19 protein-coding genes are annotated in these 26,440 nt (G+C 44.7%); 11 read left to right on the forward strand and 8 right to left on the reverse strand.

Going from position 1 to position 26,440, the window contains the following annotated elements; all coding sequences use genetic code 11:
- Window positions 1–152 precede the first annotated feature (152 nt).
- Window positions 153–1,181, forward strand: coding sequence for a hypothetical protein (locus I1H34_RS28175; RefSeq protein ID WP_212666713.1), 1,029 nt, complete (start codon window positions 153–155; stop codon window positions 1,179–1,181).
- 506 nt (window positions 1,182–1,687) lie between these two features.
- On the opposite strand, the gene I1H34_RS28180 is transcribed toward I1H34_RS28175, so the two are convergent.
- Complete coding sequence (locus I1H34_RS28180; RefSeq protein ID WP_212666664.1) at window positions 1,688–2,782, reverse strand: ParB N-terminal domain-containing protein; 1,095 nt, start codon at window positions 2,780–2,782, stop codon at window positions 1,688–1,690.
- Window positions 2,783–2,891: 109 nt separating this feature from the next.
- Window positions 2,892–3,566 (reverse strand): ParB/Srx family N-terminal domain-containing protein, encoded by a 675-nt coding sequence (locus I1H34_RS28185; RefSeq protein WP_212666665.1) that lies wholly within the window; start codon window positions 3,564–3,566, stop codon window positions 2,892–2,894.
- 227 nt (window positions 3,567–3,793) lie between these two features.
- On the opposite strand from I1H34_RS28185, the gene I1H34_RS28190 reads away from it, so the two are divergent.
- The 4 genes from I1H34_RS28190 (at window position 3,794) to I1H34_RS28205 (ending at window position 11,242) form a co-directional block, all read left to right on the forward strand.
- Entirely contained in the window at window positions 3,794–5,125 is a 1,332-nt protein-coding gene (locus tag I1H34_RS28190) for an NB-ARC domain-containing protein (protein ID WP_212666666.1), read from the forward strand.
- Between the two features lie 4 nt (window positions 5,126–5,129).
- Window positions 5,130–6,884 (forward strand): serine/threonine-protein kinase, encoded by a 1,755-nt coding sequence (locus I1H34_RS28195; RefSeq protein ID WP_212666667.1) that lies wholly within the window; start codon window positions 5,130–5,132, stop codon window positions 6,882–6,884.
- A gap of 45 nt (window positions 6,885–6,929) precedes the next feature.
- Entirely contained in the window at window positions 6,930–7,808 is an 879-nt protein-coding gene (locus I1H34_RS28200; RefSeq protein WP_212666668.1) for a tetratricopeptide repeat protein, read from the forward strand.
- 146 nt (window positions 7,809–7,954) lie between these two features.
- Window positions 7,955–11,242, forward strand: a complete 3,288-nt coding sequence (locus I1H34_RS28205; protein WP_212666669.1) for a pentapeptide repeat-containing protein — start codon at window positions 7,955–7,957, stop codon at window positions 11,240–11,242.
- A 21-nt stretch (window positions 11,243–11,263) separates the two neighbouring features.
- On the opposite strand, the gene I1H34_RS28210 is transcribed toward I1H34_RS28205, so the two are convergent.
- The 5 genes from I1H34_RS28210 to I1H34_RS28230 all read right to left on the reverse strand — a co-directional run bounded on the left by I1H34_RS28210 (window position 11,264) and on the right by I1H34_RS28230 (window position 19,266).
- The gene (locus tag I1H34_RS28210; protein ID WP_212666670.1) at window positions 11,264–13,639 is read right to left on the reverse strand and encodes a CHAT domain-containing protein; all 2,376 of its coding nucleotides are present in this window, start codon (window positions 13,637–13,639) and stop codon (window positions 11,264–11,266) included.
- Window positions 13,640–13,641: 2 nt separating this feature from the next.
- Window positions 13,642–15,339 (reverse strand): ShlB/FhaC/HecB family hemolysin secretion/activation protein, encoded by a 1,698-nt coding sequence (locus tag I1H34_RS28215; protein WP_212666671.1) that lies wholly within the window; start codon window positions 15,337–15,339, stop codon window positions 13,642–13,644.
- Window positions 15,340–15,350: 11 nt separating this feature from the next.
- Window positions 15,351–17,870, reverse strand: coding sequence for a two-partner secretion domain-containing protein (locus I1H34_RS28220; protein WP_212666672.1), 2,520 nt, complete (start codon window positions 17,868–17,870; stop codon window positions 15,351–15,353).
- Entirely contained in the window at window positions 17,839–18,702 is an 864-nt protein-coding gene (locus tag I1H34_RS28225; protein WP_212666673.1) for an alpha/beta fold hydrolase, read from the reverse strand. The genes I1H34_RS28220 and I1H34_RS28225 overlap by 32 nt, the downstream gene beginning before the upstream one ends.
- Window positions 18,703–18,891: 189 nt before the next feature.
- Window positions 18,892–19,266, reverse strand: coding sequence for a hypothetical protein (locus tag I1H34_RS28230; protein ID WP_212666674.1), 375 nt, complete (start codon window positions 19,264–19,266; stop codon window positions 18,892–18,894).
- Here I1H34_RS28230 and I1H34_RS28235 point away from each other — a divergent pair.
- Together I1H34_RS28235 and I1H34_RS28240 are read left to right on the forward strand one after the other, a co-directional pair.
- Complete coding sequence (locus I1H34_RS28235) at window positions 19,254–20,003, forward strand: tetratricopeptide repeat protein (RefSeq protein WP_212666675.1); 750 nt, start codon at window positions 19,254–19,256, stop codon at window positions 20,001–20,003. The two genes, I1H34_RS28230 and I1H34_RS28235, sit on opposite strands and share 13 nt — an antisense overlap.
- Window positions 20,004–20,186: 183 nt before the next feature.
- Complete coding sequence (locus tag I1H34_RS28240) at window positions 20,187–20,909, forward strand: hypothetical protein (RefSeq protein WP_212666676.1); 723 nt, start codon at window positions 20,187–20,189, stop codon at window positions 20,907–20,909.
- 82 nt (window positions 20,910–20,991) lie between these two features.
- Here I1H34_RS28240 and I1H34_RS28245 read toward each other — a convergent pair whose 3' ends face one another.
- Complete coding sequence (locus I1H34_RS28245) at window positions 20,992–22,470, reverse strand: pentapeptide repeat-containing protein (protein WP_212666677.1); 1,479 nt, start codon at window positions 22,468–22,470, stop codon at window positions 20,992–20,994.
- Between the two features lie 201 nt (window positions 22,471–22,671).
- Here I1H34_RS28245 and I1H34_RS28250 point away from each other — a divergent pair, with 201 nt between their 5' ends.
- The 4 genes from I1H34_RS28250 (at window position 22,672) to I1H34_RS28265 (ending at window position 26,264) form a co-directional block, all read left to right on the forward strand.
- Complete coding sequence (locus I1H34_RS28250) at window positions 22,672–23,250, forward strand: pentapeptide repeat-containing protein (RefSeq protein WP_249370260.1); 579 nt, start codon at window positions 22,672–22,674, stop codon at window positions 23,248–23,250.
- Window positions 23,251–23,323: 73 nt separating this feature from the next.
- Complete coding sequence (locus tag I1H34_RS28255) at window positions 23,324–23,944, forward strand: hypothetical protein (RefSeq protein WP_212666679.1); 621 nt, start codon at window positions 23,324–23,326, stop codon at window positions 23,942–23,944.
- Between the two features lie 1,295 nt (window positions 23,945–25,239).
- The gene (locus I1H34_RS28260) at window positions 25,240–25,725 is read left to right on the forward strand and encodes a hypothetical protein (RefSeq protein WP_212666489.1); all 486 of its coding nucleotides are present in this window, start codon (window positions 25,240–25,242) and stop codon (window positions 25,723–25,725) included.
- Window positions 25,726–25,925: 200 nt separating this feature from the next.
- Window positions 25,926–26,264: a hypothetical protein gene (locus tag I1H34_RS28265; protein ID WP_249370261.1), complete on the forward strand. Its 339-nt coding sequence runs from the start codon at window positions 25,926–25,928 to the stop codon at window positions 26,262–26,264.
- Window positions 26,265–26,440: the final 176 nt, after the last annotated feature.

The following is a 26,440-nucleotide window of genomic DNA, read 5'->3' on the forward strand; positions in this document are numbered from 1 at the left end:
GTCATTGTAAAGAAAAATTTCCTCCGATAATAATGGTAATCACATTAAGTTAACCCTGTTAAGATTTACAGGATTCTGAGATCAGGTGAGAAGTTGTGGTCGACAAACAATCTCTAGAGAAATTCCCAGTAGATGGAACCTTACTCCAGGTCATGCCCAGAGCTGGAGCGTCTTTGAAAAATCCTGATGTTTCTCTTCCCATTCTTAGATCCGATAGTAATGGTTACTTTATTGAAATGCAAGTTGAATCAACTTCTGAGGAGGAGTCGGAAGTTGCACTAACTAGGCGAATTCCATTAGAAAATCTCACTTCAGAAGAATGGGAAGACTTACAACATCAGTACGACCTCGCTGACTTTCAGTCATGTCTCAAGGAAGGCCTCAGCAAAGGGGTCGAGAAGATACAAGATCGAAAAGTGCAAAGACTCTTACTTGCTTTGCTCTCATTTTTGAATCCACGTCAAGTTGCCATTGTTTTGTATCTGTATAAAGCTGCCTCTGAACAGAACAACGGTCCTCGAGTCAGTTTTAGATCCAATGAATTACTCGAAAGCCTGGGATACAAGCGAACACCCGATGGTGGTTTTTCCTCAAAATTAAGATCCCAGTTAAATTGTGATCTAGTAGCACTGCATCGCACTGAACTCGTTTTTGCTAAGTCCTTACGGAAAGGGAAAAACATTGGTGCGAAAGTTATGATCAAGAACATCCTGCGCATCAATGATTACGAAATTGATAACACCCCTCGTAACTTCGATCTCGCTACTGCAGCGGACTATACTTCTGGCCTTGCGGATGCCTACACCATCACGCTTGAATTCTATGACTCATCAACTAAGCAGGGAGATTATGTACTTTTTCCAAACAGCTTGGATTTGAGTCAGAAGTTGGGTAGCAATGCCAAAAATAATTACAAATCTAAACTACTGATGTATCTCGTTAGTAGGATGAAATGGGACAAATTAGAAGATGGTAATTACCTATATATTTCAAAGCAGTGTCTTTTTAAGAACCTTGAGTTGCTAGGTAGCAATGCTTCACGCAACAATCAGATCTTCTGGCGTACTATTGAGGAGCTGAAGCAAGGGGGGTATATTTTAGAAGCGATGGAACTACCCGCACAGAAGAGAAATGTTACCATCCAACTAAAAATCAATCCTGAATTGATCTCTAACTGTTGAAGGGATGCTTTCCCGAAATCGAACATCAATGAATAACCCTTTTAGCTTTCCTGTTTATAGTCACTGTCCAAGCTGTCACGGAAGCGGAACAGATTATTATGTTGTCGATAAGAGTATATTAATTGGGCATATTTGTAAGAATTCACAGGCTTGTAGCACTTTGGCTTTGAGGCTAGCACAATGATCTGTTCCGCTTCCAGTACCTGCTGGGTCAGGTAGAAATTGATAGCGACTTTTTGATGCTATGTCACGTCTATATCGGTTTTTTTCAAAGGGTTTATAGTCGTAAATCTTTAGAAATATTCTGTATCCCTTTCGGTTCTAAGACCTAAGTTTTTTATCTGGTTAATATAAATATCCTAAATGCTAGGTCAAAAGCTAGGTCTGACTCTGGAATCTTAAAAATACTGAAGATTGTAGAAAAATAAAAAGCTATGTCAATGCTATGTCATGAGGATTTATTTTGAAATGCTAGGTCAAAAGCTAGGTCTTGGTCCAACAAAAACCTATAACTTCTTAAACGGCTGATTGGTAACAGACCATGCAATGAGGGCATCCGAGCAACGCAAGGGATCAGGTTCAGCACAGTAACAGGGGCATTCCAGTTCATCTATCAAGATAAAAAGAGATGGATCGATCAGGTTAATCATAACTACAGGATCGTTTGCATCTGTTGTCCCAGACAAGCAGTTTTCTGTAATCGCTCTTAATGTCTCTAGGTGAAAGTCCTCTCCATGCGATGTATAAAAAGACAAGGCATTCATAGCATTTTCAGGAATTGCAGGAGGCCATTGATCTCGTGATTCTAAAAAGACTAAAAACACTCCAATCTCAGGAGGCAAGAGTTTTTGAAATTTCATAGAAGGAGGATCGCCACAAAATAAATAATGTGACTTGCCAAGCTTCCAGACATCACCTTTGTTAACTTTCCCAGGTTGAGTTTCAGCGATTTTTGGAGTAGCTGTTTTCTTCTTTGTGCGTTTTCGTTTAGGTATTTTTCCCTCTTCCGACTGTGGTCTGTTTCGGATATTTGTTGTGTCCATCTCAAAAGTAGTGCCGCCTCTAATAGCCATTCGGGTATTAGGATCTATCTCATCTAGTCCATCACTATCTATCTGAGAATAGGTAGCAGACAACTCGCGTCTTACCGTTCCAACAAATTTACCGCTTACTCCGCAACGTCTTCCAATCTCTCGGTCACTCCACTTTTTCCATTCACGGTCGCGCACCAGTCTATTAACAGCACGTCTTTTATCTGCGTTCGTTCTTCTTAGGCCATGTGCTGCATTGGCCCCTACTGAGTGCAGAACGGCATCTCGCAGTTCTCCGGGAAAGACTTCCGCAGAAATTTCCTTCTCGTCAATGGCTTCTTTAGCCCGGACCCTATGAAATCCATCAGCTAACCAATAGTCCTTACCGTCATAGTAAATTACGACTGGGGGAAAAGTAGCTCCTTGCTTCATGTCCTCGGCATAGTCAGCTACCACCTCTTCGTAGAGCTTTGAGCGAGGCTGAGTTCCGCCATCCATGCGAATTTTAGCTATCTCAATTGATTCGATAGAAGATTCTGAGGATTCGCTCAGCGGCTTTGGAGAAGGCATTCAAGTCCTAGCGGTAGATGACAACATACCGTCATAAAAGCATCAAAGCCAATTAGCAACAAGCAATCCAGAAAATTACAATTATTGTATGAAGTTGCGTAAAGCACTATCAATTCACAGATGATTGTTGATTGATACGGTTATCAATCAACATATCAACCCATATCTTTAAAAAATAATCTGAGATTAACGGCCCAAAGGTGGTTGAGTCCATGTTGAGGGCAGATACTAAGTCAAAATTCTTGGCTACCAATGGTTTTACATTGCTCTGTGGTTTCCCAATCTTATTCATCGCAACCACCATATTGTAGAGATCGGTCACTCTCTGCTCTCTTGACATATGCACATGGTTTGCATGGGTTCCACAATGAATAGCGATTTCTTCATCACTCCATTTTTGCCAGACTGGATGACCAATGAGTTTAAAGACATTCCTATCTAAATCAGCCTGTGTGAGCTTCAACTCACTTTCTGTACTGGCTTCCATAGCGTATAACACTGCATCTTGCTGATTCCCTTGCCAGACATCAGCCAAAATTTCTAATTCACCTATGGCTTTCTTGGCATGAAATCGATGAAAACCATCTACCAGCCAGCGTTTTGACCCATTGTAGAAAACGATTACAGGTGGAAATTTATCTCCTTGGCACATGGCTTCTGCATATTCTTCAACCACATGACTATGCACCTGGCAGCGTGGTTGGACCTCTTCATCAAGCGTGATCAAAGACAGTCTAATTATTTCCAAGTCCTGAAAACCATTGCTTGATAAGTCTCTCTTCATCCACAACTCCAAGGGCAAAGGAAAATCTGGGAGAATTCACAAAATACTCCGTTTTTCTATCAAAGCACAGCAGTTGAAAGTTCCATATACCCACATAGCATTTATTTACAGTTAAGGAATATTTGACTATGCGGTGGCCTAAAGAACGCTATGTGAATGCTAGGTAGATGCTAGGTTTACTCCCCCATCAGATGCTAGGTTAATGCTAGGTGCAAGTAAAGAATTCAATGAATTTTACTCAAGCGGCAAAGATCGTCAATAGCATCTCTATGCAAGAAAAAGGACGGAAGCAAACTGAAGCTGAAATCATTGCGCTGAAAGCAGCCTGGGACAAAATTGATTACGCATTAGCGATTAAAAATTCTAAAGCTAACTACAGCGAGAATTATATACGCAGTGATGCTGGTCGAAAGCTTTGGCTCATGCTGTCTGGACATTTTGGTGAGAAGATTACCAAAATGTCTCTCAGAAGATACTTTGAGAGACATCCTGAACTCTTAGATCCTGACAAAAGGAATCGAAAAATCTTAGGAGGGTATCCTCCTGATATTGAAAATTTCGTAGGTCGTCAGAGTGAAGCAGAAGAACTCAAACAATGGTCGAAGACGATTCAATGTGTATGTATTGATGGGATTGCTGGGATTGGTAAGACCTGTTTAGCAGCAAAAGCGATAAACGCAATATTCCACCAGCCTTCCCAATTCGAACACTATATTTGGCTACCTGTCCATTACAAACCTAGCCTCAATGAATTACTGGACTCCCTAATAGAGCATTTGGGGGCTACAAAGGGAGAAGAAACTCAACTAAACCGTAGTTCTATACTCATCCAATATTTACAACGGCACAGATGCCTAATTGTATTGGATGAAGTTGATTTAATGCTGCAGACGAATCAAGAGACCAGTGAATATGAGGTTTTCTTCAGGCGAATAATTGAGGAAAAACATCAAAGTTGCGTTTGGCTGACTGCTAATTGTTTTCCTGAAGGCTTATCCAACTACAAAAACATGGGTTTCCCGTTTGAAAGCTTGCACTTAGGCCCACTCCAAGCTAACGAAGTACAGAAGCTCGTTGAGTCACATGGAATTACATTTGATGCCGACTGGGAAAAGATGGTCCACACTTGTATGGGCAATCCACTTCTCCTGCATTCTGTTCTTAGAAAGGTCTCAAAGGTACTTGGAGGGCAGGCTGACTTAGTTAACCAAAAAACAAGTCTGGCACTAAACGAATTTGAGTACCTACTTAATAAACTATTTACCAATACCAATGATATTAAAGAATTAGAGATCATCGTACTTTGCACAATTGCATCTATTGATCGAACTCAAAGCGGTATATCGTTATTAGCATTAACTCAAAACATCCTAGAAAATCATCCAGATATATCTGAGCTGGATATATTCAATAGCCTTGAACGCCTTCAAAACCATAATTTACTGAGTCTTGTAACAGATACAGGATCAATAGAGATTGTGATGGTAGACATAATTAAGAAGTATATTTTACGGAATTATATAAATAATGACCAAAATACCTCATCTATCTTGACCTAGATCAGTGTCTTACTGTATTAATCCAAATTGCACTCAACGAGAGAATCCACCCGGCATTGATTTATGCCAAGGGTGTGGTACCTCTTTGCTGATCAAAGATAAGTACAGGCTCTTGTGCCCCATACGCTCTTTGGATACGAGCAAACAGCTTTACCCCTCTGAGACTGAAATTTTTGAGTGCGTTGATACTATTGGAAATCCTAAAGATCCCCCAAACACTCCAAAAATTTTCAAAATTCTCAATACAGAAGACCCTAAGCTTAAGCAACTTGCGAAGAGGGAAGCCTATGCTCTGATGGGATTATATGAATACCCTAATACGCCTAAAGTTCACATCCATGACTATTTCGAGTATCAGGATGAGCATTTCTCAGACACGCTGATCTGCACTGCCATTGAGAAAATTGAAGGGGTAGATCTAAAAGTATGGCTTGCTGAGCATGGCCAGGCTAACTCTACACAGCTCAAGGATTGGTTAGGGCAACTATGTGAAATTCTGGCAGTTGTTCACGAGAAAAATCTATTCCATCGAGATATCAAGCCTTCCAATATCATGATCCGACCGGATGGCAGGTTAGTATTGATTGATTTTGGGACTGTTCGGAAAATTACCAATACCTATATCGCTAAATTAAGCGGCCCAGACAACAAATCACCGATACAAGGGGCTACAGATGTGACGATGGTACGCACATTTGGTTATTCTCCCCCGGAACAGCTCTATGGCAAAGCTATGCCGCAATCCGACTTCTATGCCTTGGGGCGAACGATGATTCACTTAGCCACGGGAGTCCACCCCAATAATTTACCGGATGACGATGATCGATTGTCATGGCGAGATCAGGCTGAGAGTATCGATCTAGACCTTGCAGACTTGATTGATCGCTTATGTGATCCTATTCCCACTGAACGCCCCAAGAATACCGCTGAAATCCTGGCTGACCTGGCTCACCCTCCCCGCAAGTCTTCTCCCAACAATCGTGCCCGTCCCTTCTTCAATTCCTTTAAATTCCACTGGATGTATGTCGGGCTGGGGATAGGGATAGCCGTCTCCCTGGCCTGGGGTGTGTTCTATCTCCCCCAACCTGCTGAAGTCATCACGAGCAAATATCACCTCACCCAAGGTTTGTCAGCGCTAAGGGTGCAAGATTTAGAAGAGGCTCAATCCTCACTAACTGAAGCCATCAGGTTGAATCCCAATAACGAAGAAGCTCACTATTACCTGGCCTTTGTTTGTGCTGAATCACTGAATTATGACTGTGCATTCAAACATTATCAAAAAGCGATTGAGCTGAACCCCCAGGACTGGGAAAACAAGTTTGCCTTGGCGAGTCTCTACGAGAAGCTAGGAAGAAATGACCAGGCGAAACCTTTACTCAAGTCTGCACATGAAATAGATCCCAAGGCCCCAGAACCACTCAACAATCTATCTCGACTGGCCCTTTTAAATGCTAATGCGAATGAAGGGATGAAGTACGCTCGGCAAGCTCTAAAGCTCACTAGAAGACCCAAGATGAAAGCCATCATTTATAAAAATTTGGGGTGGGCTGCTTACCTGCAAAAGGATCCTGAATTAGCATCTCAATATCTAAATCAGTCCATCAAGGCAAATCAAGATTTCCCTGATCCCTATTGTCTCCTCTCTCAAATTGCACCCACTACGGAACGAAAGGAAGCTTGCATTAGCTTACCTTCACTACAACCTGAAGTCCGTCAATGGCGAAGGAGTATTATTGATGATATTGAGCAAAAGCTTTAGGAATATTTTCTGATATTCTATTCCTTAATAACAAAATATTCATGTATGAATAAATTATTTATCAGAAGTAATTTAGGATTTGCGATCGCATGTACGATTCCACTTCCCATGATGATTTCTTCAAACCCTGCTAAAGCTGAACCCATAAAAAAATGCCCGCCAGTCGTCCGTTCTCTGAAGACGAAAAAACTCTATTGTGCCCATGAGTTAAAAGTCCTACAAAAGGAGAAAGAGGCTGGTTTTTTATGCTTCTTTCTGAGAGCGATCATTCCCCCTAATGACTGGCTCAAGGCTAATCAATGTTTTCCCAAGGCGAATTTTTCAAGTGAGACGGGAAAAAAGATCATCCCCAAGCCAAAGGGTTCAAGAACGGCATTAAAATTCCTCAAACCGATCGGCACATTCCAACTCACCGCTCAACCCACCATCACTTGGCAATCCATTCCGAATGCTAACTATCGGGTTACCTTAGAGCAAGGAGGACAATGGCTCTGGTCTAAGGAGATCAATGGCACGGAGGTAAAGATCCCCAATTCTCATTCCTTAATACATGGCAAGCAATACAAATTGACTGTTGTCGCACTCAAAAACAACCAGACAGTTGCTGAAGAAAAGACGAATTTGCAATTAGTAGATCCTAAACAGCTTAGGGAAATTGACGACGCAATTCTAACAGCCCAGCAAGTCGCTCCTGATCCACTTGATCGAGGATTAGATAAAGCGATGATGTTTTATCACCTGGGATTGCTAGATGCAGCAGTAGCTACGCTACTTTCCCTCATCCCGAATCAAGAACCTGAAGTGTATTCACAATTGGGTTTAATTCATAAAGAGGTAGGTCAATTAAAAATTGCCCAGGGGTATTTTGATAAGGCGATAGAACTAGCGAACCAAACAGATCAACCTTTTTCTAGAGTCCAATAAATTTCTACCAAGGGTCTAATGTTGGGAAATGGCCCTTAGTTTTATATTCAGTCGTTAAGTGGGCAATGCCCTTCTTCAATAGCTTCATGACTTAGCATCTAAATACAGCTATTATCTTGAAGAAATCAGGGTAATCAATATCAGCAATGAAAGCTCTCAAGGGATTTTGGCAGTTTCTCAACACGGATGTACGAGATATCCCTTGGGGGGAAGTGGCCCAACAAGGCATTGAAGGCATGAAGGCGTTGCCGGATGCTTCAAAAGCTTGGCAGGACAATGCCGATAAGGTTCAACAGCTTGCCCCTTATTTGCAAAAGGCAGAACCCCTGATCAAAGCCCTGGATACTCCAGTGACAAAGTTGGCTATTTCTGGGCTGCCGTTTGTATCTGTTGGCATAAACTTGCTGAAAATTGGGCTTGACTTGGCAAAAGTGGAGCCGACTTTCGAGAATTCAGTCGCAATTGTCGCCCAACTCGCCTATCTCCAGAGTTTAGAAGCGGTGCTGGAGCAACAGGATGAGCAGATCAAAGCAACACTAGCGCAGCTATCTCTCAAGGATGTTGTGGAGAAACAGCTCGACAAATTTTATAGAAAGGAATTGAACCTCACTGAGGCAAAGACAGCTACTACCCAATTTCGAGAATCCGTATTAGCCGAGAAGTTTGGAACAGCTTTGATAGAACAGTTGCAACAGTGCGGACTGTACAACAGCCAAGCCCAACGAGTAGCAGATCAAGTCTTGTGGGGAAGTCATCGGTATTTCCATCTGGCTATTGCAGAAGCTGGGGAAAGTGTGAAACCTTTGGCAGAGTTTTACCGTACTGGTGGGCAACAGGAGCTAGAGCGCTATACGGCTATTGACGAGTATTTAGAAAAACGGATTAAATCCACCCCGCAAGAGCAAGTATTTGACGAGAGTAACCCTAGGGTGTGCTTTCAAGACATTTATGTACGGCTAGAGGTGCAGCCCTTAACCCAGGATGGAAAGGTAAAACGTGATGTCAATCCCATCTGCAGTCATGAGTGGACGAGAAAAACTTTAGACCAGCCAGCCAACCTAACTCGAAAAGTGATGTTTATGGAAGGTGAGGCAGGCAGGGGGAAGTCTGTATTTTGTCGCATGATTGCCAATTGGGTATGCTCGGAGTTTGGAGATGCTTTTATTCCCTTGCGGATTCGGCTACGAGACTTACGGACATTAGCAAATAACCTAACGAAAACCCTAGAAGACTGCCCAGATTTAGAGCAAGTGAATTTCGTGCGTGGGGAATCTAATTGGTTAGCGGATAAAAACACGCGATTTTTGATTATTTTGGATGGCTTTGATGAACTCTTGTTAGAGGGGCGAGCCACGGGTGGTTTAAAGGAGTTTTTGCAACAGGTAACGGATTTTCAGTGGCGTAGCCATCATCAATTGTTGGTAACAGGACGCCCCTTAGCGCTGCAAGGAATCGATCGGCTGATCACCCAAAACAAAGACTTGGAGAGGGTGCGACTGGAACCCATGGGAGATGGGTTGAGGGAATGCTGGCTGAACAAATGGCAAGCCCTATTTGGAGAAGACAAGGTCAATCAGTTCAGGGAGTTTTTGACGGCCTGTCCCAAAGACATCACGGATACTCTAGCCCGTGAGCCGCTGCTGCTGTATTTGCTGGCGCGGCTCAATCGAGAGGGGCATCTAACTCAAGGGATGTTTGCCGATACTCAAACGGGTCGCCCTCAGGATACTCAGGCTAAGCTGCGGATCTATCGAGCAGCGGTGGATTGGGTGCTGGTAAAACAGCGGCAGGATGAGAACTTGCGGCTCTGTGGATTAGATAACTTGGAAGATTTACGGGAGATACTGCAGGAAGCGGCGTTGTGTGTGGTGCAGTCTGGCAATGAAACGGCCCGACTAGAAATGGTAAAGCAGCGGTTTAAGGGCAGCAGCAATCCCATCGCTGAATTGCTAAAGCAAGCCCAGGAAACCACTGGGCAATCAGAGGACAAGGCACTGAATAATTTACTGACCACTTTTTATCTTAAACCGGGAGAAAGAGATCAACGGGGTTCAGTAGAATTTGCCCACAAGAGCTTTGGCGAGTATTTATTTGCAGAGCGATTACTGATTGCCTTTGAAGCCTGGACGGAGTTAGATAAACGACAACGGTTTCGGTTAGATGAACGAGCCCTAAATGAACAGATTTATGACGTATTAGGTTATGGCGGCCTGAGTCAAGAAATTGTCGCCTATTTATGGGAGCTGCTAGATGAGAGCAACATTGACCGTGTAAAGCTATTCAAGCGACTCAGCAATTTCTATAGCCGCTGGTGCCAAAACGAATTTTTGGATGCTTCCCCAAACGAGAATCTTCCCCAGAAGAAACTGATACAGCTGCTTGATCAGGAGATCCCCACTGGATTGAAGCAAGTGGATGTATTTACGGGGCTGAACGTGATGATTTTTCTGTTTAAGCTACATGCATCTGCGCAGCCAGAGGACTATCCCCATTCCAGAGACGATACACCTCAACCCGATATCTATTTTTATCCCTGTGGTGAACCTGATACAGAAAGCTTTCTAGCAGACCGTCTCCTCAATATTATTCATTCCGCAGATGCACTTAAAACAGGGATTTTTACCACTACGATTGGGCCTTATCTCAGCCGCGCCGACCTCAGCCGCGCCAACCTCCGCAGCGCCGACCTCAGCAGCGCCAACCTCTTCAGCGCCTACCTCTTCAGCGCCAACCTCCGCCGCGCCGACCTCAGCCGCGCCGACCTCAGCAGCGCCGACCTCAGCAGCGCCAACCTCTTCAGCGCCAACCTCAGCCGCGCCGACCTCCGCAGCGCCGACCTCAGCCGCGCCTACCTCAGCAGCGCCTACCTCAGCCGCGCCGACCTCCGCAGCGCCGACCTCAGCAGCGCCAACCTCATCAGCGCCGACCTCAGCCGCGCCGACCTCCGCAGCGCCGACCTCAGCAGCGCCGACCTCCGCAGCGCCGACCTCAGCAGCGCCGACCTCAGCAGCGCCGACCTCAGCCGCGCCAACCTCAGCCGCGCCAACCTCAGCCGCGCCAACCTCTTCAGCGCCGACCTCTTCAGCGCCGACCTCTTCAGCGCCGACCTCTTCAGCGCCGACCTCAGCAGCGCCTACCTCAGCAGCGCCGACCTCCGCAGCGCCAACCTCCGCAGCGCCGACCTCAGCAGCGCCAACCTCAGCAGAACTCTCTTAATACAAACGGTTTTGAAGGATACTCTCAACCTAACAAGTGATCAACTGGAAGGTGTTCACCCATCACTCATTTGCGGTACATTTATGCCCTCAAGTATCGATATTGATTCCAACCGAGATTGGGATGAGCTGCCAAAGGTTCTCCATGATCGCTTTCCCGAAGAATTTAAGACCTTGGAAGAAGCTGAACAATGGGTAGAGAAAGAACGATCTCGTTGATTTCGGGTTACTATCGATGAATTAAAGCTGGACCAGCACATAATTTGCCCAGTAGTAGGGATGGGCATACTCTGATTTTAATAGCTTCAATTGCGCTTGTCTCAGTGCTTCATTCATGGGTTTCTGATTTTTGACAGCTGCATAAAACTCTTGAGACACTAGCACTGATGCAGCCGCATCTGCAGACCACAAAGAGGCAACGGTATTATTCGCCCCGGATTGTGCAGAAAGGCCCGCTAAACCTAATAACGATCTCGGATCACCTTGGGCACTGTGACAAGCACTGAGGAAGAGTAGATCTAGTCCTCCACCACTCCCCGCTTCCAATACACCAGAAATATCTTTCACATTCAAAGGTCGGTCCCATGCAAGTAGGAACGTTTGAGTAGGGTCAGAGCTAAATTGCCCGTGAGTAGACAGGTGGAGGATTTTTGAAGTGGGCTTTTCTACGTTTTTGAGGATGTTTTGATAGGTGAAATCTTTGTTTAGAATCAACTTGGCATCAGGGAAAGTTGCTTGAATTACTCCCACTTCTTCAGCGACTTCAGGCAAGGGGGCTAACGCTGTTTTCTGCAAGCTCGGACTATTTGTAGATACCCCTCCCACCACAGCTCCAGGTTGACGAGAGGGGGGAATAGACTCTCTGACATAGCCATTTGATAGTGCGACTGGGTTACGCTCAATCAGATAACGCTTGCCATCATGGAGTAACGCCATTGGGATATTTTGCAGAGGACCACTCAGGTGGAACTTAATGGGGGTTTCTTCTAGGATTAGATTTTTTGCCACTGCAGGCTCAAGGATCTGCTGATACAGCGACTGCAAGAGGGGAAGGTATTGCGACTGACGCATGTCATAGAAATTATCCCCTTGCAGAGCAACTGTTAGTTCGTCAATCGTCGTCTTGAGTTGATTAGGGTCTACGGTGTAATGGGTATCGCCAACAATGACGGTGGTTTGGTCCCCAAGATCTAAGATTTGCACGACAACTTGTTGAGAATCTTGAGCTTGTGCCAGGGGCACTAAGTTAGTTTCCCCGCACTTGAGATAGTTCTCTAATTCAGCGAGTCGCAGACTTTGATTGACTTGAGACACTTGCGTCAAGTCAGGGTTATCCGTTTCAAGCAACAGTCCCATATATTGCTGGTAAACGGGTTCCACTTGTTCTTTAAAGGAGAATTGCAGATCGGAGGTGACGGGCAATAGGTTCCAACGCACATGCTCAAGGGCCGAAATCGCGCTTGTGTAGGAGGTGATCGCCTGCTGGGTTTGCCCCTGATCCTCATACTGCTGGGCTAGGGCACTGCGCCATTGGTAAAGCCCATCCCAGGCTTGAATGGACTGGGCGAACTGGGCGGCCAGCTCATAGGAGCGCATGGAGAGATCGCTCTGACCACTCTGCTGATAGAGCCGACCCAGTTGACCATAGACGAAGGACAAGGCTCGATAGTTATCCAGCTCGTTCGCTAGGTTTTGAGCGGTCTGGGCCTGTTCAAAGGCGAGGACCAGGGGATGTTTCCCTGAGAGTTTCCCCGATTGTTTCGCGACAATTTTGGATATTTTCAGATGGGCATACACCCGTGAGATGGGTGAGAGTGCATTGAGGTCAGATTGCAATAAGGTTTGTAGGATTTGCCCCCGTTTGGACTGCAGAGAATCCCGTAATTCAACCATCTCAAAGATGCCTGGGCCATCTGAAGCTATCCACTGATCAAGATCATCATAGAGGCTGAGCCATCCGAGTCGGGCTTGGCTGATGTCTAAGGCTTCATAGTCCGCAAAGGCTTGTTTGGCGGTTTTCTCTGCGGCTTTAACTTGGGTCGCTTGGACCAGGGCCTCTCCCGAGATTTGAAATTTCTGAATTGCTGACCTTACCTGAATAGTCCGGGTATTGGCGAGGGTCTGTTGACTCGCTAGCTGTTGGGCCTGATTGCCTTGTTGTTTTGCATTTGCGATCGCAAGGGTGAGAACCGTTTCGGATCGTTCTAGGTATCCTAGTTCCTGAAATATCTTGCCTAAGTTTTGTAGGGCAATCAGATCCGTCGTATCAAAGGTTCGATCCACAAGAGGAGTGGTAGGAGCGTCTGATTGGCAATACCTCTCAATCGCTAGGGCAAGGCTTACTTCACGACAGGCATTGAGGTATTGCCCGAGCTGCTGATGGGCTAGGGCTTTGTTGATTCTCGACCCTCTAATGCCTTCCTCGTTGTTAATTTCCTGGTAAAACGATTGGGCTTTTTCAAAGGAGGTAAAGGCACCACTCGGATTCCCCTGATCCAACTGTTGATTCCCCTGGACGGTGAGGGCATCGGCTTTGTCTAAGGGGGTGAGATCCGCTGCTTTTGCACTTGGGATGAGCAGCAGGGATAGGAGTAGGATTTTGGCAATGTGCTTCAACGTTAAAGCCTCCCAGTGATGGATAGATATAGCCCCTCTTCTTGGAGAGTAGGCCGTCGATCTGGCTGATTGAGTAAGGGGATACCGAAGTCAATACGGGCACTGATTCTTTCTGAGAGGTCATAGCGCAGACCTAATCCCACGGACGCTAAAGTTTGGCTGGGGTTCGGTAAGAAACGCTGTCCCTGATTAAAGCCATGCCCCACATCGATGAAAGGGACGAGTTGGAGGGTGCCTGCGGAGCCTGAGAATAGGGGAACTCGCAGCTCTGAGGAGAAGAACAAACCACTATCACGGGTGAGGCCATCCTGTCGATAGCCGCGCACGGTGGAGACTCCCCCCAGGCTGAATTGCTCAGAAGGAATCACGGGTCCATCTGCGAACTGCACTCCACCGCGATTGACCCAGGTGAATTTAGAAAACTGATGTGCCCAGAGTGCTTGCCCCCTCCAGGCAAAGAAGGTGCCATCACCAAATAAATCGGCGTTGCGGGTGCTGATGGGCAGGCCAATATTGAATTGAGATCTGAGAATGATGGAGTCGTTGCGGTCTCGATTGTTCCAATCTTGGGTGAGGCGTAGCACGGTGGAGTTCGTTTGGCCCGTTCCATCTGCGCCTTCTGTAAGGGGGAAGGGAATTCCCAATAGACTTTCATTGCTCTCCAGGCGGGAGAGGGAAACACCAAGGGCAAATTCTTGGATCTGATTGCCACTGATTTTTCTCAGGATGGGTTGGCGATAGGAGGCTTCTAACTGGAAGGCGCTGGTGTTGAGGTCAATGAGATCAAAGGGTTCTTCGACAATATCGTTATCGCCATAGGTGAAACTGAGGCCCACGGTGCCGTTTTGGATGTTGACTGGGGTGGCATAGTTGACACTCACCAAGTTGCTGCCGTCTGTGTTGCGAAAGGTGAGATCAACACTATCGCCCAGGCCCGTGACGTTGCGGTAGGTGGCCGTGGCTCCTCTTTCAAAGGTGCCGACAGAGGGGGCACGATTGTTATTGGCAAAAACGTCTAAGCTAAAGGGTTTATGGGGGTTAACATCCAAGGTGAGGGTGGCTTGGCCGACCACTGCACTGGGCGTAAGCTGAGCATTGATGCCCCGTATCAGCGGATCAACCTGCAGCCATCTCAGGGCATCTTGAAGGTCTTGCTCCCGGAGTACACCCTCCGTCGCGGGTTCAATCCTGTCTCGAATATAAGATTCAAGACGATCTGCTCCCTGAATGACGATATCGGTTACTTGCCCCTCTATGATTTCAATGGTGATTACTGCATTAGAGGGGTCGATCTCTTGGCCGAGGGTAATATTAGCCCCGGAGTTGATGTACCCCTCTTTGGCATAGCGTTGGGTAATTTTTTCTTCTACGGTCAGTAGGTCTGTGATCGTCTGGGGTTGGCCGATAAATTCTGCGACTTCAGCCTGCAATTGCTCATTCGAGAAAACGGTATTCCCTTCAAAGACGAACTGCTCGGGGGTAACGACTAAGTTGCGATCTAGTCGTGGATCAATCCCAGAGGGTAACTGAAAGGGATTGATTTCAAGGGTCGGTGGAAGTGGAGTGGTTGGAGCATCTGGGGGGGACTCCTCGGGGAGGGGGAGGGTGTCTGGGAGGATCGGAGCCTCTTGTGCCACGAGCGGTTTAAGGCTGCAGCAACTGATACCCAATCCGAGCAGGATGGATAATGGTTTATTCATTATTGGTGGTGTTAACCAGCTTTTGCGGTTGGATCCGGTTGGCAAGCCTGGAGTGTGGATGCGATCTCGGAAGCGTACTGATCTGCTTCTCGTGGATCGTTTACGAATGTCACGGTGCCGTTATCATTCGCCTTCCATCCAACCACTCGTTTAAGTGGCTTGTGTTCCCCCGTTTCCGGATCAGCATATGTCAATCGCCGTTGATCATACCTCGCTTTGGCGACTTGCATCCAGCGGCTTTCCGAACTTGGAAGAGTTTCAGGGTTGATGGGTTGTCCCGCCGAGCCAACCCGATAGTAGGCTAGAGTATCGCGGTAAGTGGGGCCACAGGAAGCGTATAGCTCAGGGGGTTCAGATTGAATATTCAGGTTAGGATCACGGTTAAAGTCAGTAATTTCAGCTTCCACATCGACACTGCCATCAAACTGAGTACCAAGTTGGGAAGTAGCTGTGATGGTACTGTCTGGGGATAGGAAGAGGCCAAGGGTGTCAATAGAAATATTACCTCCCGTTGATTGTGCTGAATTTGCTGCAATTACAGATTCTTTTAGAATTATCAGATCAGAAGTAACATTAATATTCCCACCAGTACCAGTCCCAAAAGAGTTAGCTGCGACTCTACTCAAATCATCCAAAAGCAGCACTTTTGTATTGAGATTTATATTGCCCCCATCATCATCAATTGCAAATGACTCAATAGCCCCTCTGCTGAGCTGGACATTATTTGCATTAATAAATAAATCCCCTGTTCTTCCAAAACCCTCATTACTCGTTGATATAACCGCTCCTTCCTGAATCTTTAGGCTGTTTGTTGTTATCTGGGTAACTCCCAAATTACCCGAAGGGAATGGTGGAAGACCAAACCTAATCAGTTCATTAGTAGGTGACACATTAGCGAAAGTTCCAATTCCAGATGGATCTACACCGCCATCACTATTGGTTCTAATCCCAGACAGTAAAATGGAATCATTGGCGTTGACAATAAGGTTTCCACTATCACCTGATGCAAGGGCAGTTGAAATTAAAAATCCTCCATCAAAAATCGAAAGTTTTGAAGTTTTTATATTGACATCAGCAGCTCGACCGCTTCTAAATGAAGATGAAAATATAGAGCTTGGAAGTCCTGAAAACTCAGAATTACCATTAAGTATAATTTTTTTACTAACGAGTATATTTACGGACTCACTTGGGGATGAAGAGAACGAAATAGATTGGATTGTACCATGCCTATTTAAAGATAATTGAGCTGCCTTAATATTAACTTTCCCAGCAGTCGCAGTTCCATTACTACTAGTCAAAATTGTAGAGAAAGATGCTATCGGATCTGGTAGAACGTCTCCTTCAATACGTATTGAATCAGAAATATCTACATCAATATTTCCACCTTTTCCAGCAAACGCTGCATTGTTCAAAATAACACCTGCATTCAGAAGCGTTAAATTTTTAGCCTTGATGGATATATCTGGACCTTGACTAAAAACGCTAGAGCCAATAATACCTGATGTATTTCTCAGAGATGTAAGTCCGGGGGGTAAACTAGGTCTATTCTTGATTCCTATATGCTGAATAGCTTCCTTAAAGTTAAACTGTATTTTTCCACCACCAATACTTCCTTCGTTTTGAATTACTACAAAAGATCCACTTTCTAACGTTAGGTTCTTGCCCTCAAAACTAATAAAGCTACGAGATAAGTTATTTGGAAAACTACTAGCATCAACTAATGAAGAATTGCTAAGCCTGATGTCATTGAATTCTTTGACTAATGCATAGTCAACAGTATTTCCAGACTTAGATTGTTGAAACCCTTGAAATCCTACAACCCCTTCCTTGACACTTCCAACATTGATATTTCCTGATGGAGCTGTTATTATTCCGCCGTCAAAAGAAACGCCATTACCCAAAACAACCACTTGCTGACCAGGATTTACCCTAATTCCAGAAGTACTTCTACCAGCTCCAATTCCAATACTCGTAACGGGATCCACATTAAGTTGGTTACCATTACCTGTTAAAGCGATTTCACCAGACATACCATTGAACTTAACGAATTCTGGTTGCGTAGGTGATAAAAATGAGTTATTACCATTCTCACTATAAAACTCAAGCCCATCATCAAACTGGATACTTGTAGCTGTAGAAGAGAAAAATGATCCACCAATATTGAGTTGGATTGAATTTCCAAAGAAGATGCCATTTGAATTGAGTATATAAAGATTAGCTGGATTTTGAGTCGCAATTAAGCCATCTAATACTGATACCCTGCCTCCAGTCACCCTTGCAAAAATATTTACAATAGACCTACCATTTTCAAACAAAACTTGTTGATTACTATTTATATTTAATTCTTTAAAACTATGAAACAAGTTATTACTTGATTGTCTGCCACCATTAACTCGAATCAAGCTATTACTTTTCAATACTTGAGTATTTAATGATTGGTCAGGAGATACTTGAGCCAATACAAATGGCTCAAGTATCAAGCTATCAAGACTTGCAATACTAAGTAGGATTAGGAATGACAGATTTTTCATTTATTAAGTTATTCACAAAATCATCAAATAATTCAGCAACTAAAGTTCCATTATCTGTAGGCAATTGGTGATTTGCCTCTGCAATAACTTTTAATTGAGCGTTCGGGATTTTATCCTCATATGCTTGGCAATACCAAAAAGGAATAGTGAGATCCTTCTCAGCTGCAATAATCAATGTTGCTGATGAAATATCTTGTATACTTCTATCAATTAGCTCAGTGCTCATTTCCCCTTTAAATATACGACGAAACCAAGCCTTCATAATAGGTTCATAAAGCAACTGATATCGATAATGTTTAATAGTATTTACAGTCTCTTTCTTCTTGAAAATAGAAGAAAAGACAGAGACTAAGTTAAGAACCCAATCAATTATAGGAGTTTCCCATGACAAGGGTTTGAGTATTTGGTACTTGTCTAATTCTTCTGAGATTCCAGCAGGGGCAGCCAAGACAAGTCCTAATACTGATTCTTTATATTTTAAAGCATAGCTAGCAGCAATCCAGCCTCCAAGAGAATGACCAATAATATAGAAAGAGTCAATACATAAAGCCTTCATGAAGTGATGTATATATGAGACTTGTGACTCAATCTTGTAATCAATCTCTGGCTTAGATGATTCACCAAACCCTAGAAGATCTAAACTAATACATCGATACTTATTCTTTAATATCTGAGTTACAGCTCTCCAACAGCTTGATTCAGATAAGAAACCATGTAGAAGCAAAACAACAGGCCCTCTTCCTTCATCCTGGTATGCAGCTTTCACTATTTGTTTCTTATTCGATTCTAAGCATAATTCAAATGACTTTTGATTTTTAGTGAATAGGGCCATTCCGTTTCATGCCTTACGTCTTGCAAATCATTTAAAGAGTGGGTTCTTCAGCTCTCACATGTGAATATTTGAATCAACTCATGTATGAATGCCGTAGCCTCAAAATCAAACTCACTTCGGATAAAGTAGCTTTCACACCTCTTTTAACCCAAATGCAGCATGATTCAATATTATTCATACGGATGAGAGTCAACCAGCTTTTGCGGTTGGATCCGGTTGGCAAGCCTGAAGTGTGGATGCGATTTCGGAAGCGTATTGATCTGCTTCTCGTGGATCGTTTACGAATGTCACGGTGCCGTTATCATTCGTCTTCCATCCCACCACTCGTTTAAGTGGCTTGTGTTCCCCCGTTTTCGGATCAGCATATGTCAATCGCCGTTGATCATACCTCGCTTTGGCGACTTGCTTCCAATTGCTTCCCTGATCTGGGAGACTTTCAGGATCGAGAGCGAGTAACCTTGTCCTGGGGGTGATCGGAGGTGCGGTAAAATGCCCTAAACCAGTGAAGATTATCCCTAATGCGTAGTTTTCGACATCTCCCGCTAATTTTTTTGACCTGGGCAACTCTTGCAATCCTCCCGGCAAACGCAGAGCAGACCCTGAAACCATCCGAGCTGCCCGCAGAACTATTGGTTGAAGCGGGGAATCGCAAAAACGAACTGCAAGATCACGAAGGTGCGATCGCAGATTACAACGCAGCCCTTAAGATCAAGCCTGATTATGCCCGAGCATTTTTTAATCTAGGGGTAGTTGCCTGTAATACAGGGGATACCAAAAACGAGATCAGATATTTCACGAAAGCGTTCGAGCTTGTCCCTTCAGATTACGAAGCTCTTATAGGAAGAGGCATGGCCCGGTTAAAGCTGGGAGAAATTGAAAAGGCTAAGGAAGATTTCAACGCCTCGCTGAGGCTAAACTCCAAGGACAAACGGACCTATATAGGTTTGGGAATAGTTGAGAAACGTAATGGCGACTTTACTGAAGCTCTTACGAATATCGACAAGGCCATACAGCTAGATCCAACATTCTCAGCGTCCTACCACGAAAGGGCCTTGGTGTATCAGCGGATGTCTCGGCTGTTTTCAAGAAAGTTTTTTGCCCAGGCGGCAATCGCTGATTATAAAAAAGCCATCAAGTTGGCCCCGGAGAATTTAGATGCCTATCTCGATAGGGCTATTCTGTATCTTGAATTTGGTCTAGCTCGGCTTGCGATCTCAGATTATGAAAAAGCAATTGAACTTCTAGCTGAACAAAATCAAGTGGCTGCAGTCAAGGAGATGAAAGATTCCTTATTGAGTTGAAAAAGAACGCAAACGATATTGAACAAAGTACTTACGCTGAGAAGTTAGCTGATTAGTCCAGTGGTGCTGTATTGGTACTGCTCTAGAGACCAATCAAAGAGATTCGGGGGGGCTGTTTTGCATAGGAAAACTAGAGGAATTTTCGTTAGGCCCATTCAATGGATGTGGGTTCAGCGATGGCCTTTGCTCATCATCATTGCTCCAGTTGTTGCAGGATTGACTTTTAATTTTATTGATGACTATTTGGCTCCAGAAAGAGCTATACATCCGACTGACAAGTTCTTACAAGAAAAGCAAATAGCTCAAGTCAAAAAAGATGTTCTTCAAATTACATCCCAAATTCTTGTAGGAATCACGGTACTATCTGGTGCTTACTTCACCTGGCAGCGGCTTGAGGTCAGCCGTGAGGATCAGATTACAGATCGCTACACCAAGGCTATCGATCAGCTTGGGAGCGAACATCTCGAAGTTCGTTTAGGTGGTATATATGCACTTGAGAGACTAGCCAAGGATTCTCCAAAGGATCAAGAGACTGTTATGGAGGTATTGACTGCCTTTGTTCGTGAAAATGCTTCATCTCAAATAACTATGCAAGCTAGCAGAGATGAAAGTTCTGAGAAGGATACTGAAATTTCAGCTAATGAAGAGGATGTTAATGCATCTGGCAAGACAACTCCTAAAACAGATATCCAAACAATCTTAACTGTAATAGGAAGGCGTGAATGGGAAGTTTCAGGAAGAATAGATTTATCTGGGGCTAACTTGAGTGTACATTCCAGAACTATTTGTCCGTTTTCCAGAATTAGTGTCATAAAACTAATCCTTGAGCATTTCCTAGGACAGCATACTGATATTGTGCTGGAAGGCTGCGGTTCTGCGATCTTCGGTGAATACTGGCTGGGGTAGGGCTGTAGATCAGGTTTGGGATTGGCTCAACGCCAAAATAATCTGTGATAATTTAGCGTTGGTAGAGTTGCCATACCCCTTCCTATGAAGATGAAGGATTTTTGGCTTTGGGAAGTCCTAGTTTTTGGCGAAACGGATCTGAATAGGTGGCTATCTGCCAGTTCAAAGCTGCTTTTACTTGTGCTGGTGTGATTTCTAGCACCCCTTTGAGATCGGCCCCTTTGAGATCGGCCCCTTTGAGATCGGCCCCTTTGAGATTGGCCCCTTCGAGATCGGCCCCTTTGAGATTGGCCCCTTCGAGATTGGCCCTGTAGAGCTTGGCCCCTTCGAGATTGGCCCTGTAGAGCTTGGCCTCTTCGAGATTGGCCCCTTGGAGATCGGCCCCTTTGAGCTTGGCCCCTTCGAGATTGGCCCTGTAGAGCTTGGCCTCTTCGAGATTGGCCCCTTGGAGATCGGCCCCTTTGAGCTTGGCCCCTTCGAGATCGGCCCCTTTGAGATTGGCCCCTTCGAGATTGGCCCTGTAGAGCTTGGCCTCTTCGAGATTGGCCCCTTGGAGATTGGCCACTTGGAGATTGGCCCCGTAGAGATAGGCCCCTTTGAGATTGGCCCCTTCGAGATTGGCCCTGTAGAGCTTGGCCTCTTCGAGATAGGCCCCTTTGAGATTGGCCCCTTTGAGATTGGCCCCGTAGAGCTTGGCCCCTTTGAGATTGGCCCCTTTGAGATTGGCCCTGTAGAGATTGGCCTCTTCGAGATTGGCCCCTTTGAGATAGGCCCCTTTGAGATTGGCCCCTTGGAGATTGGCCCCTTTGAGATTGGCCCCGTAGAGCTTGGCCTCTTCGAGATTGGCCCCGTAGAGATTGGCCCCGTAGAGATTGGCTTTGGATAACTCGGAACTGCTGAGGTTCAGCTCAAGTCTGCTAATGATATGCGCTTCTATCAAAAAACGCATAACACTACCTTTTCTTACTGAGTCATCTTCAAATCTCCGCAGGATAGATAATGTCCTGGCTCGAATAACATCCAATGAAGAATCTAATAGCTCTTGCTCTTCCCGTATTCCATCGGGCAGTTGTTGTGATTCTCCTTCGCCTGAACTCTTGGTGTCACGGACCTTTGCAGAAATAGCCAGCAAATTCTTGTCAACCAAGAGTACTGATAGTCTGTCAAAGTATCCTTGAAGAATTTCTTCCTTTGCTTCCTCAGAAGCCAGCTCTCGCTGCTCTCTTGCTGCTGCTTCAGCTTGCTTTAGCTGTATTTGCTGAAATAACACCCCAAGAATTGCTAATGTCAGTGGCACTCCCAGAAGGCTCATCCAATCCCAAAATGTCTTTCCATCGTCAAATGTGGTTGTTCTAGTTGTCTTTACAGGCTTGCCCAACTTATCTGTTTGGTCAGATTGAACCGTTTCAGTTGTAACAGACTTCCCTTTCTCAATCCCCCAGCCACCGGGCCATAGCGTTGATCTTAGGCTCCCAAACAGAGACAAAAATACAATGATGAGTAATGCCCCAAGGATGTTATTCCTTTGTTTGGGGTTGAGTATTACTCTAGGAAACTTCATAGATCCTTTGCTTAGCTGGAATCAGTGTACCTTTATCCTCAAGTGTTTTCTGCAAAATAAGAGATGACACCTAATTGTGGAAAGATTTGAAATGCTTTGGGAAGAAATGACATTTAATTAGCGAAATTTTGACTAGCAAGGAAAGATGTCGATAGGGCATCAAATCCATGTATAGCAATGATTTTCATCATTTCTGGTTTTGTGACACTAATTCTGGAGCAGCGTCAAATAATTCTGGAATGTACATTGAGTGAGGTTACCCTGATTGGGGCTAACCTGATTGGGGCTAGTCTGAGCGAGGCTAATCTGAGCGAGGCTAATCTGATTGGGGCTAACTTGAGTACAGTTGACCTGATTGGGGCTAACCTGATTGGGGCTAGTCTGAGCGAGGCTAATCTGAGCGAGGCTAATCTGAGCGAGGCTAACCTGAGTACAGTTGACCTGAGTGAGGCTAACATGAGTGAGGCTAATCTGCGTAAGGCTAACTTGAGTGGGGCTAACCTGTATAGGGCTAATCTGCGTAAGGTTAACCTTACTCAGGTTAACCTGATTAGGGCTGTCCTGAATGGGGCTAATTTGCGTAGGGCTAACCTGTATAGGGCTAACCTGAATGGGGCTAATTTGCGTAAGGCTAAAGACATCACCCCAGACCAGGTCAAGGAAGCCACGAACTGGGAACAGGCAACCTACAGTGATGACTTCAAAGCCGAACTAGGACTAACAGCCATCCCTGAAGAATCCACAGAAAACCCTGAAGAACAGCCCCCACCCCAAAATTAAGCTTTCCCAAGAAATCCCCCAGACCATATCCCTGAAGGCTACACTGAACCAGCCTTAGCACTGGATATCTGCAATGCCACCTCAACTCATTTCTCTGAAGCCCAAGCCACCAGCCGAATCCCCGGTGACATCCTCGACAAACACCGAAGCACCCCCCACATACCCAGACAAGGCATCATTCCCGACCATCGACCGGAAAGACGATCTGCCAGTGAAGCGCAAGGCGACTCCACAGCCTGAAGATGATGATCGCACCATTGACCCCACCCCCAAATACGACCGCAGTGAACCCACCGATACTCGGAGAACGCAGCGAGGGTATTCAGCTCGGCAAACACCAGGACGAGTCCGACCCCCCAGAGTGTCTAGAGCTTTTGAGTCCAAATTCCACGCACTTGAGAAGCGTCAAAAGAATCTGGTTCAGCAGACCAAGCAAAAGGGTCAGCTAGAGTATCTGACGGTTTCCAAAAGCGGCTCAGGGAAGTATTGGATCACCATCGAGGGCAGTGGCAAGCCCTTCATCAGAATTCCGTTTGAAAGTCCTGAGTTTTGTTTCGAGTGCGCCTTGGAATTGGAGGACACATTCGATGTTTTGCAGGTGTTGAGTCTGCGGCCAGGTGAGACGATGGAGCGGATCGAGGAGATGATCGGGGTGTGGTTGGATCGGGAGCGGGTGGCGAGGGTCTGGGGGTGATTGGGTTTAGGAGATGTCACTGAGATAGCTCAGGAGCCTTACTCAGTCTTTCAGGATGTCGGTGGTTCCTTGGTTCAGGGCAATCAGCCCTGATAGTTTCTGATTTATCTTTCGCTAGAGATATGCCGATCTTTCCACTGAGTTATGACTACTGGAAGATGGTCAGTAGTTAAGTTGTCAATTCCCTCAAAAGTATTTTTGCTAGAAATCCTTTGGTGTTAATATCTCAATCTGAGTAGTAGCAAAGAACCTATGCTTGTTATCTATCCAAGTGGACGAATTCTGAGTATGAGCATAATTAAAGTCTGTACTTAAGCTATGTGAACATTGAGGACAGACTTGGTCGCCACCACCACCTTTAATAACTGATGATTCAGAGTCAGATATTTCTTCGAAGATAATCAGATCTTCTGATGCAGAATTAGCCTCACTATTCTTTAAGATAGATTGAATTAGTGAATGAAGTCTTGTTGTCACTATTTCATGCTCCTAGGTTACCTAAATTAGTAAAAGATTAAAGAAAAAGAGAGTTTTTCAATCTTAGAATGAATATTTAGGTTATGTATTTATCTGTAATATCTCAGCATTTTATGCAAATTACTTGATATTTACAAGTAATTTATTTAAAAAATTAAAGATTTTTTATTCGACTAGCATCAGTTTTTATTTTATAAGTTAGTGAACTTATAACCTTCTCTCTGTAGACCGTAAACGATCAAGGCTGTGATAAGACGCCAACTACACTCATAACTTATACATAGATAGCTTTTTAGAAATTTTCAATAATCTGACTCTACTAAAAATAGATCCAACATCTGATCGCTGTGATGACCAAAATTGGTAGATACATAGCAATCTGAAATCAATCGTGAGATGTAGAGAGGCTGAAATCTTTACCAGTATCCATTTAGGTTGAATATAATTCTCACAACTCACGTCAGATCGCTATAGTAAGTACTCTTATACTAAATGGCGGGAAATCGCAGCTTAGATCGTTTTAGGCTGGCAATGGAGAATTGCAAATACCTCTCATTAAACGGACTCGTGCGGACAAACACAACCGCCGCTTCTACCACCTGACCCTCACCCTGTAGCTTCTGGCTTTCCTTAACGTAATTATCGTCTAGTAAAAGTTAATTATTTGAGCTTTCCTATTGCTTTTTTTAATGTGGTTTATATAGCTCAAAGTAGCCTAATCCTAAAAGAATCCTAGCCTTAAATCTGTCATTTTTTTAATCAGGGGAACCTAAAAATTTACTCGGGACTCAGTAAGTAAGGATAAAAAAATGAGGAACATGATGAATAAACAAAGCATTTTTATTGCCGCTGCTCTGTCATTTATCGCTACAGCAGTAACGGCACAAGAACTAAAATTTGATGGTATCGCCGACGTTAACCATACACGTAATGACAGTATTATTCTTGAGAAGGTTGACGGCGGTAGCCATAACGTAACTGTCCAGTCGAGAAATGGAGATGTGAATCTTTTCAAGGTAGATGGCGGAAGCTCTAATATTCGCATTATCGCCGAGGGGGATGTTCGCTTTTCACAAAAAATAGATGGTGGCAGCCGAGTCCATGTCGAAGCTAGAACGGGAGACATCTTCTTTGGTCAAAAAATAGATGGTGGTTCCGAAGTCGTTCTAATGGCCCCAAATGGCACAATTACTCTAGCCCAGAAGATAGATGGTGGCTCAACCGTCCGCTGGTGTGCACAAAGTTTAGATGCAGGAAGTCAAGGTATTCGCGGAAGCTCGACTGTAACTAGAGTTTGTCCTTAAGAGACACAGTGAATAATTGAATGAGTAGTAAATAATTCAGGTAAAATTAGACCTCTTGCAATATTCATTTCATGATGTGCTACTAACTTTATAAATGCCGTGAACTGATTTGGATAACAAATCGTTAGTTTAGTTATGCAAGAGGTCTAATAAAGGGATTCAAACCCCATTTTTGTTGTGAACACAAGTTGCTGGGATAAATGATCCACCCCGCTTGCCAACGTTGCGATCTCTTCAGTGGATACCTCGCTGAAGGTTTCCTTGTCTGTGCCATCCATCCGAGTGGTCCCGATCAAAACCCTTGCCCCGATTTTGCGAAAGTGATCGAGGACTGGCAAACATTAGGGGCAATCTCTGAAAACGGTGAGCTGCTCAGGGACTGGGCAGGATATCTGACTTCGGTGGAGCGATCAGAGGTGCTGAAGAATCATCCGTACTTCACCGGAGTCTGCCCGAAGTGCGGTGCAAGTTTTGGGGATAGCAGGCCAGTCCATTACGATTGTGAAAGATGTGGTTGGATGGATGATTCGATCAATTGAGGAAAACTAAGACTGGAAGCTGACTTAGCTTTTTTACTTATGCCTGATTTGACTACAGCTAATGAACTGGATAATTCTGATAATTTGCGTGATTGCACTAATTCTTTACTGGAGTAAATGGATGCAGGGCCGAGGCAATCTTGGTAAGGTTATCGATTATAGCCAAGGGAAGAAAG

The organism is Acaryochloris marina S15, from assembly GCF_018336915.1.
GTDB lineage: Bacteria > Cyanobacteriota > Cyanobacteriia > Thermosynechococcales > Thermosynechococcaceae > Acaryochloris > Acaryochloris marina_A.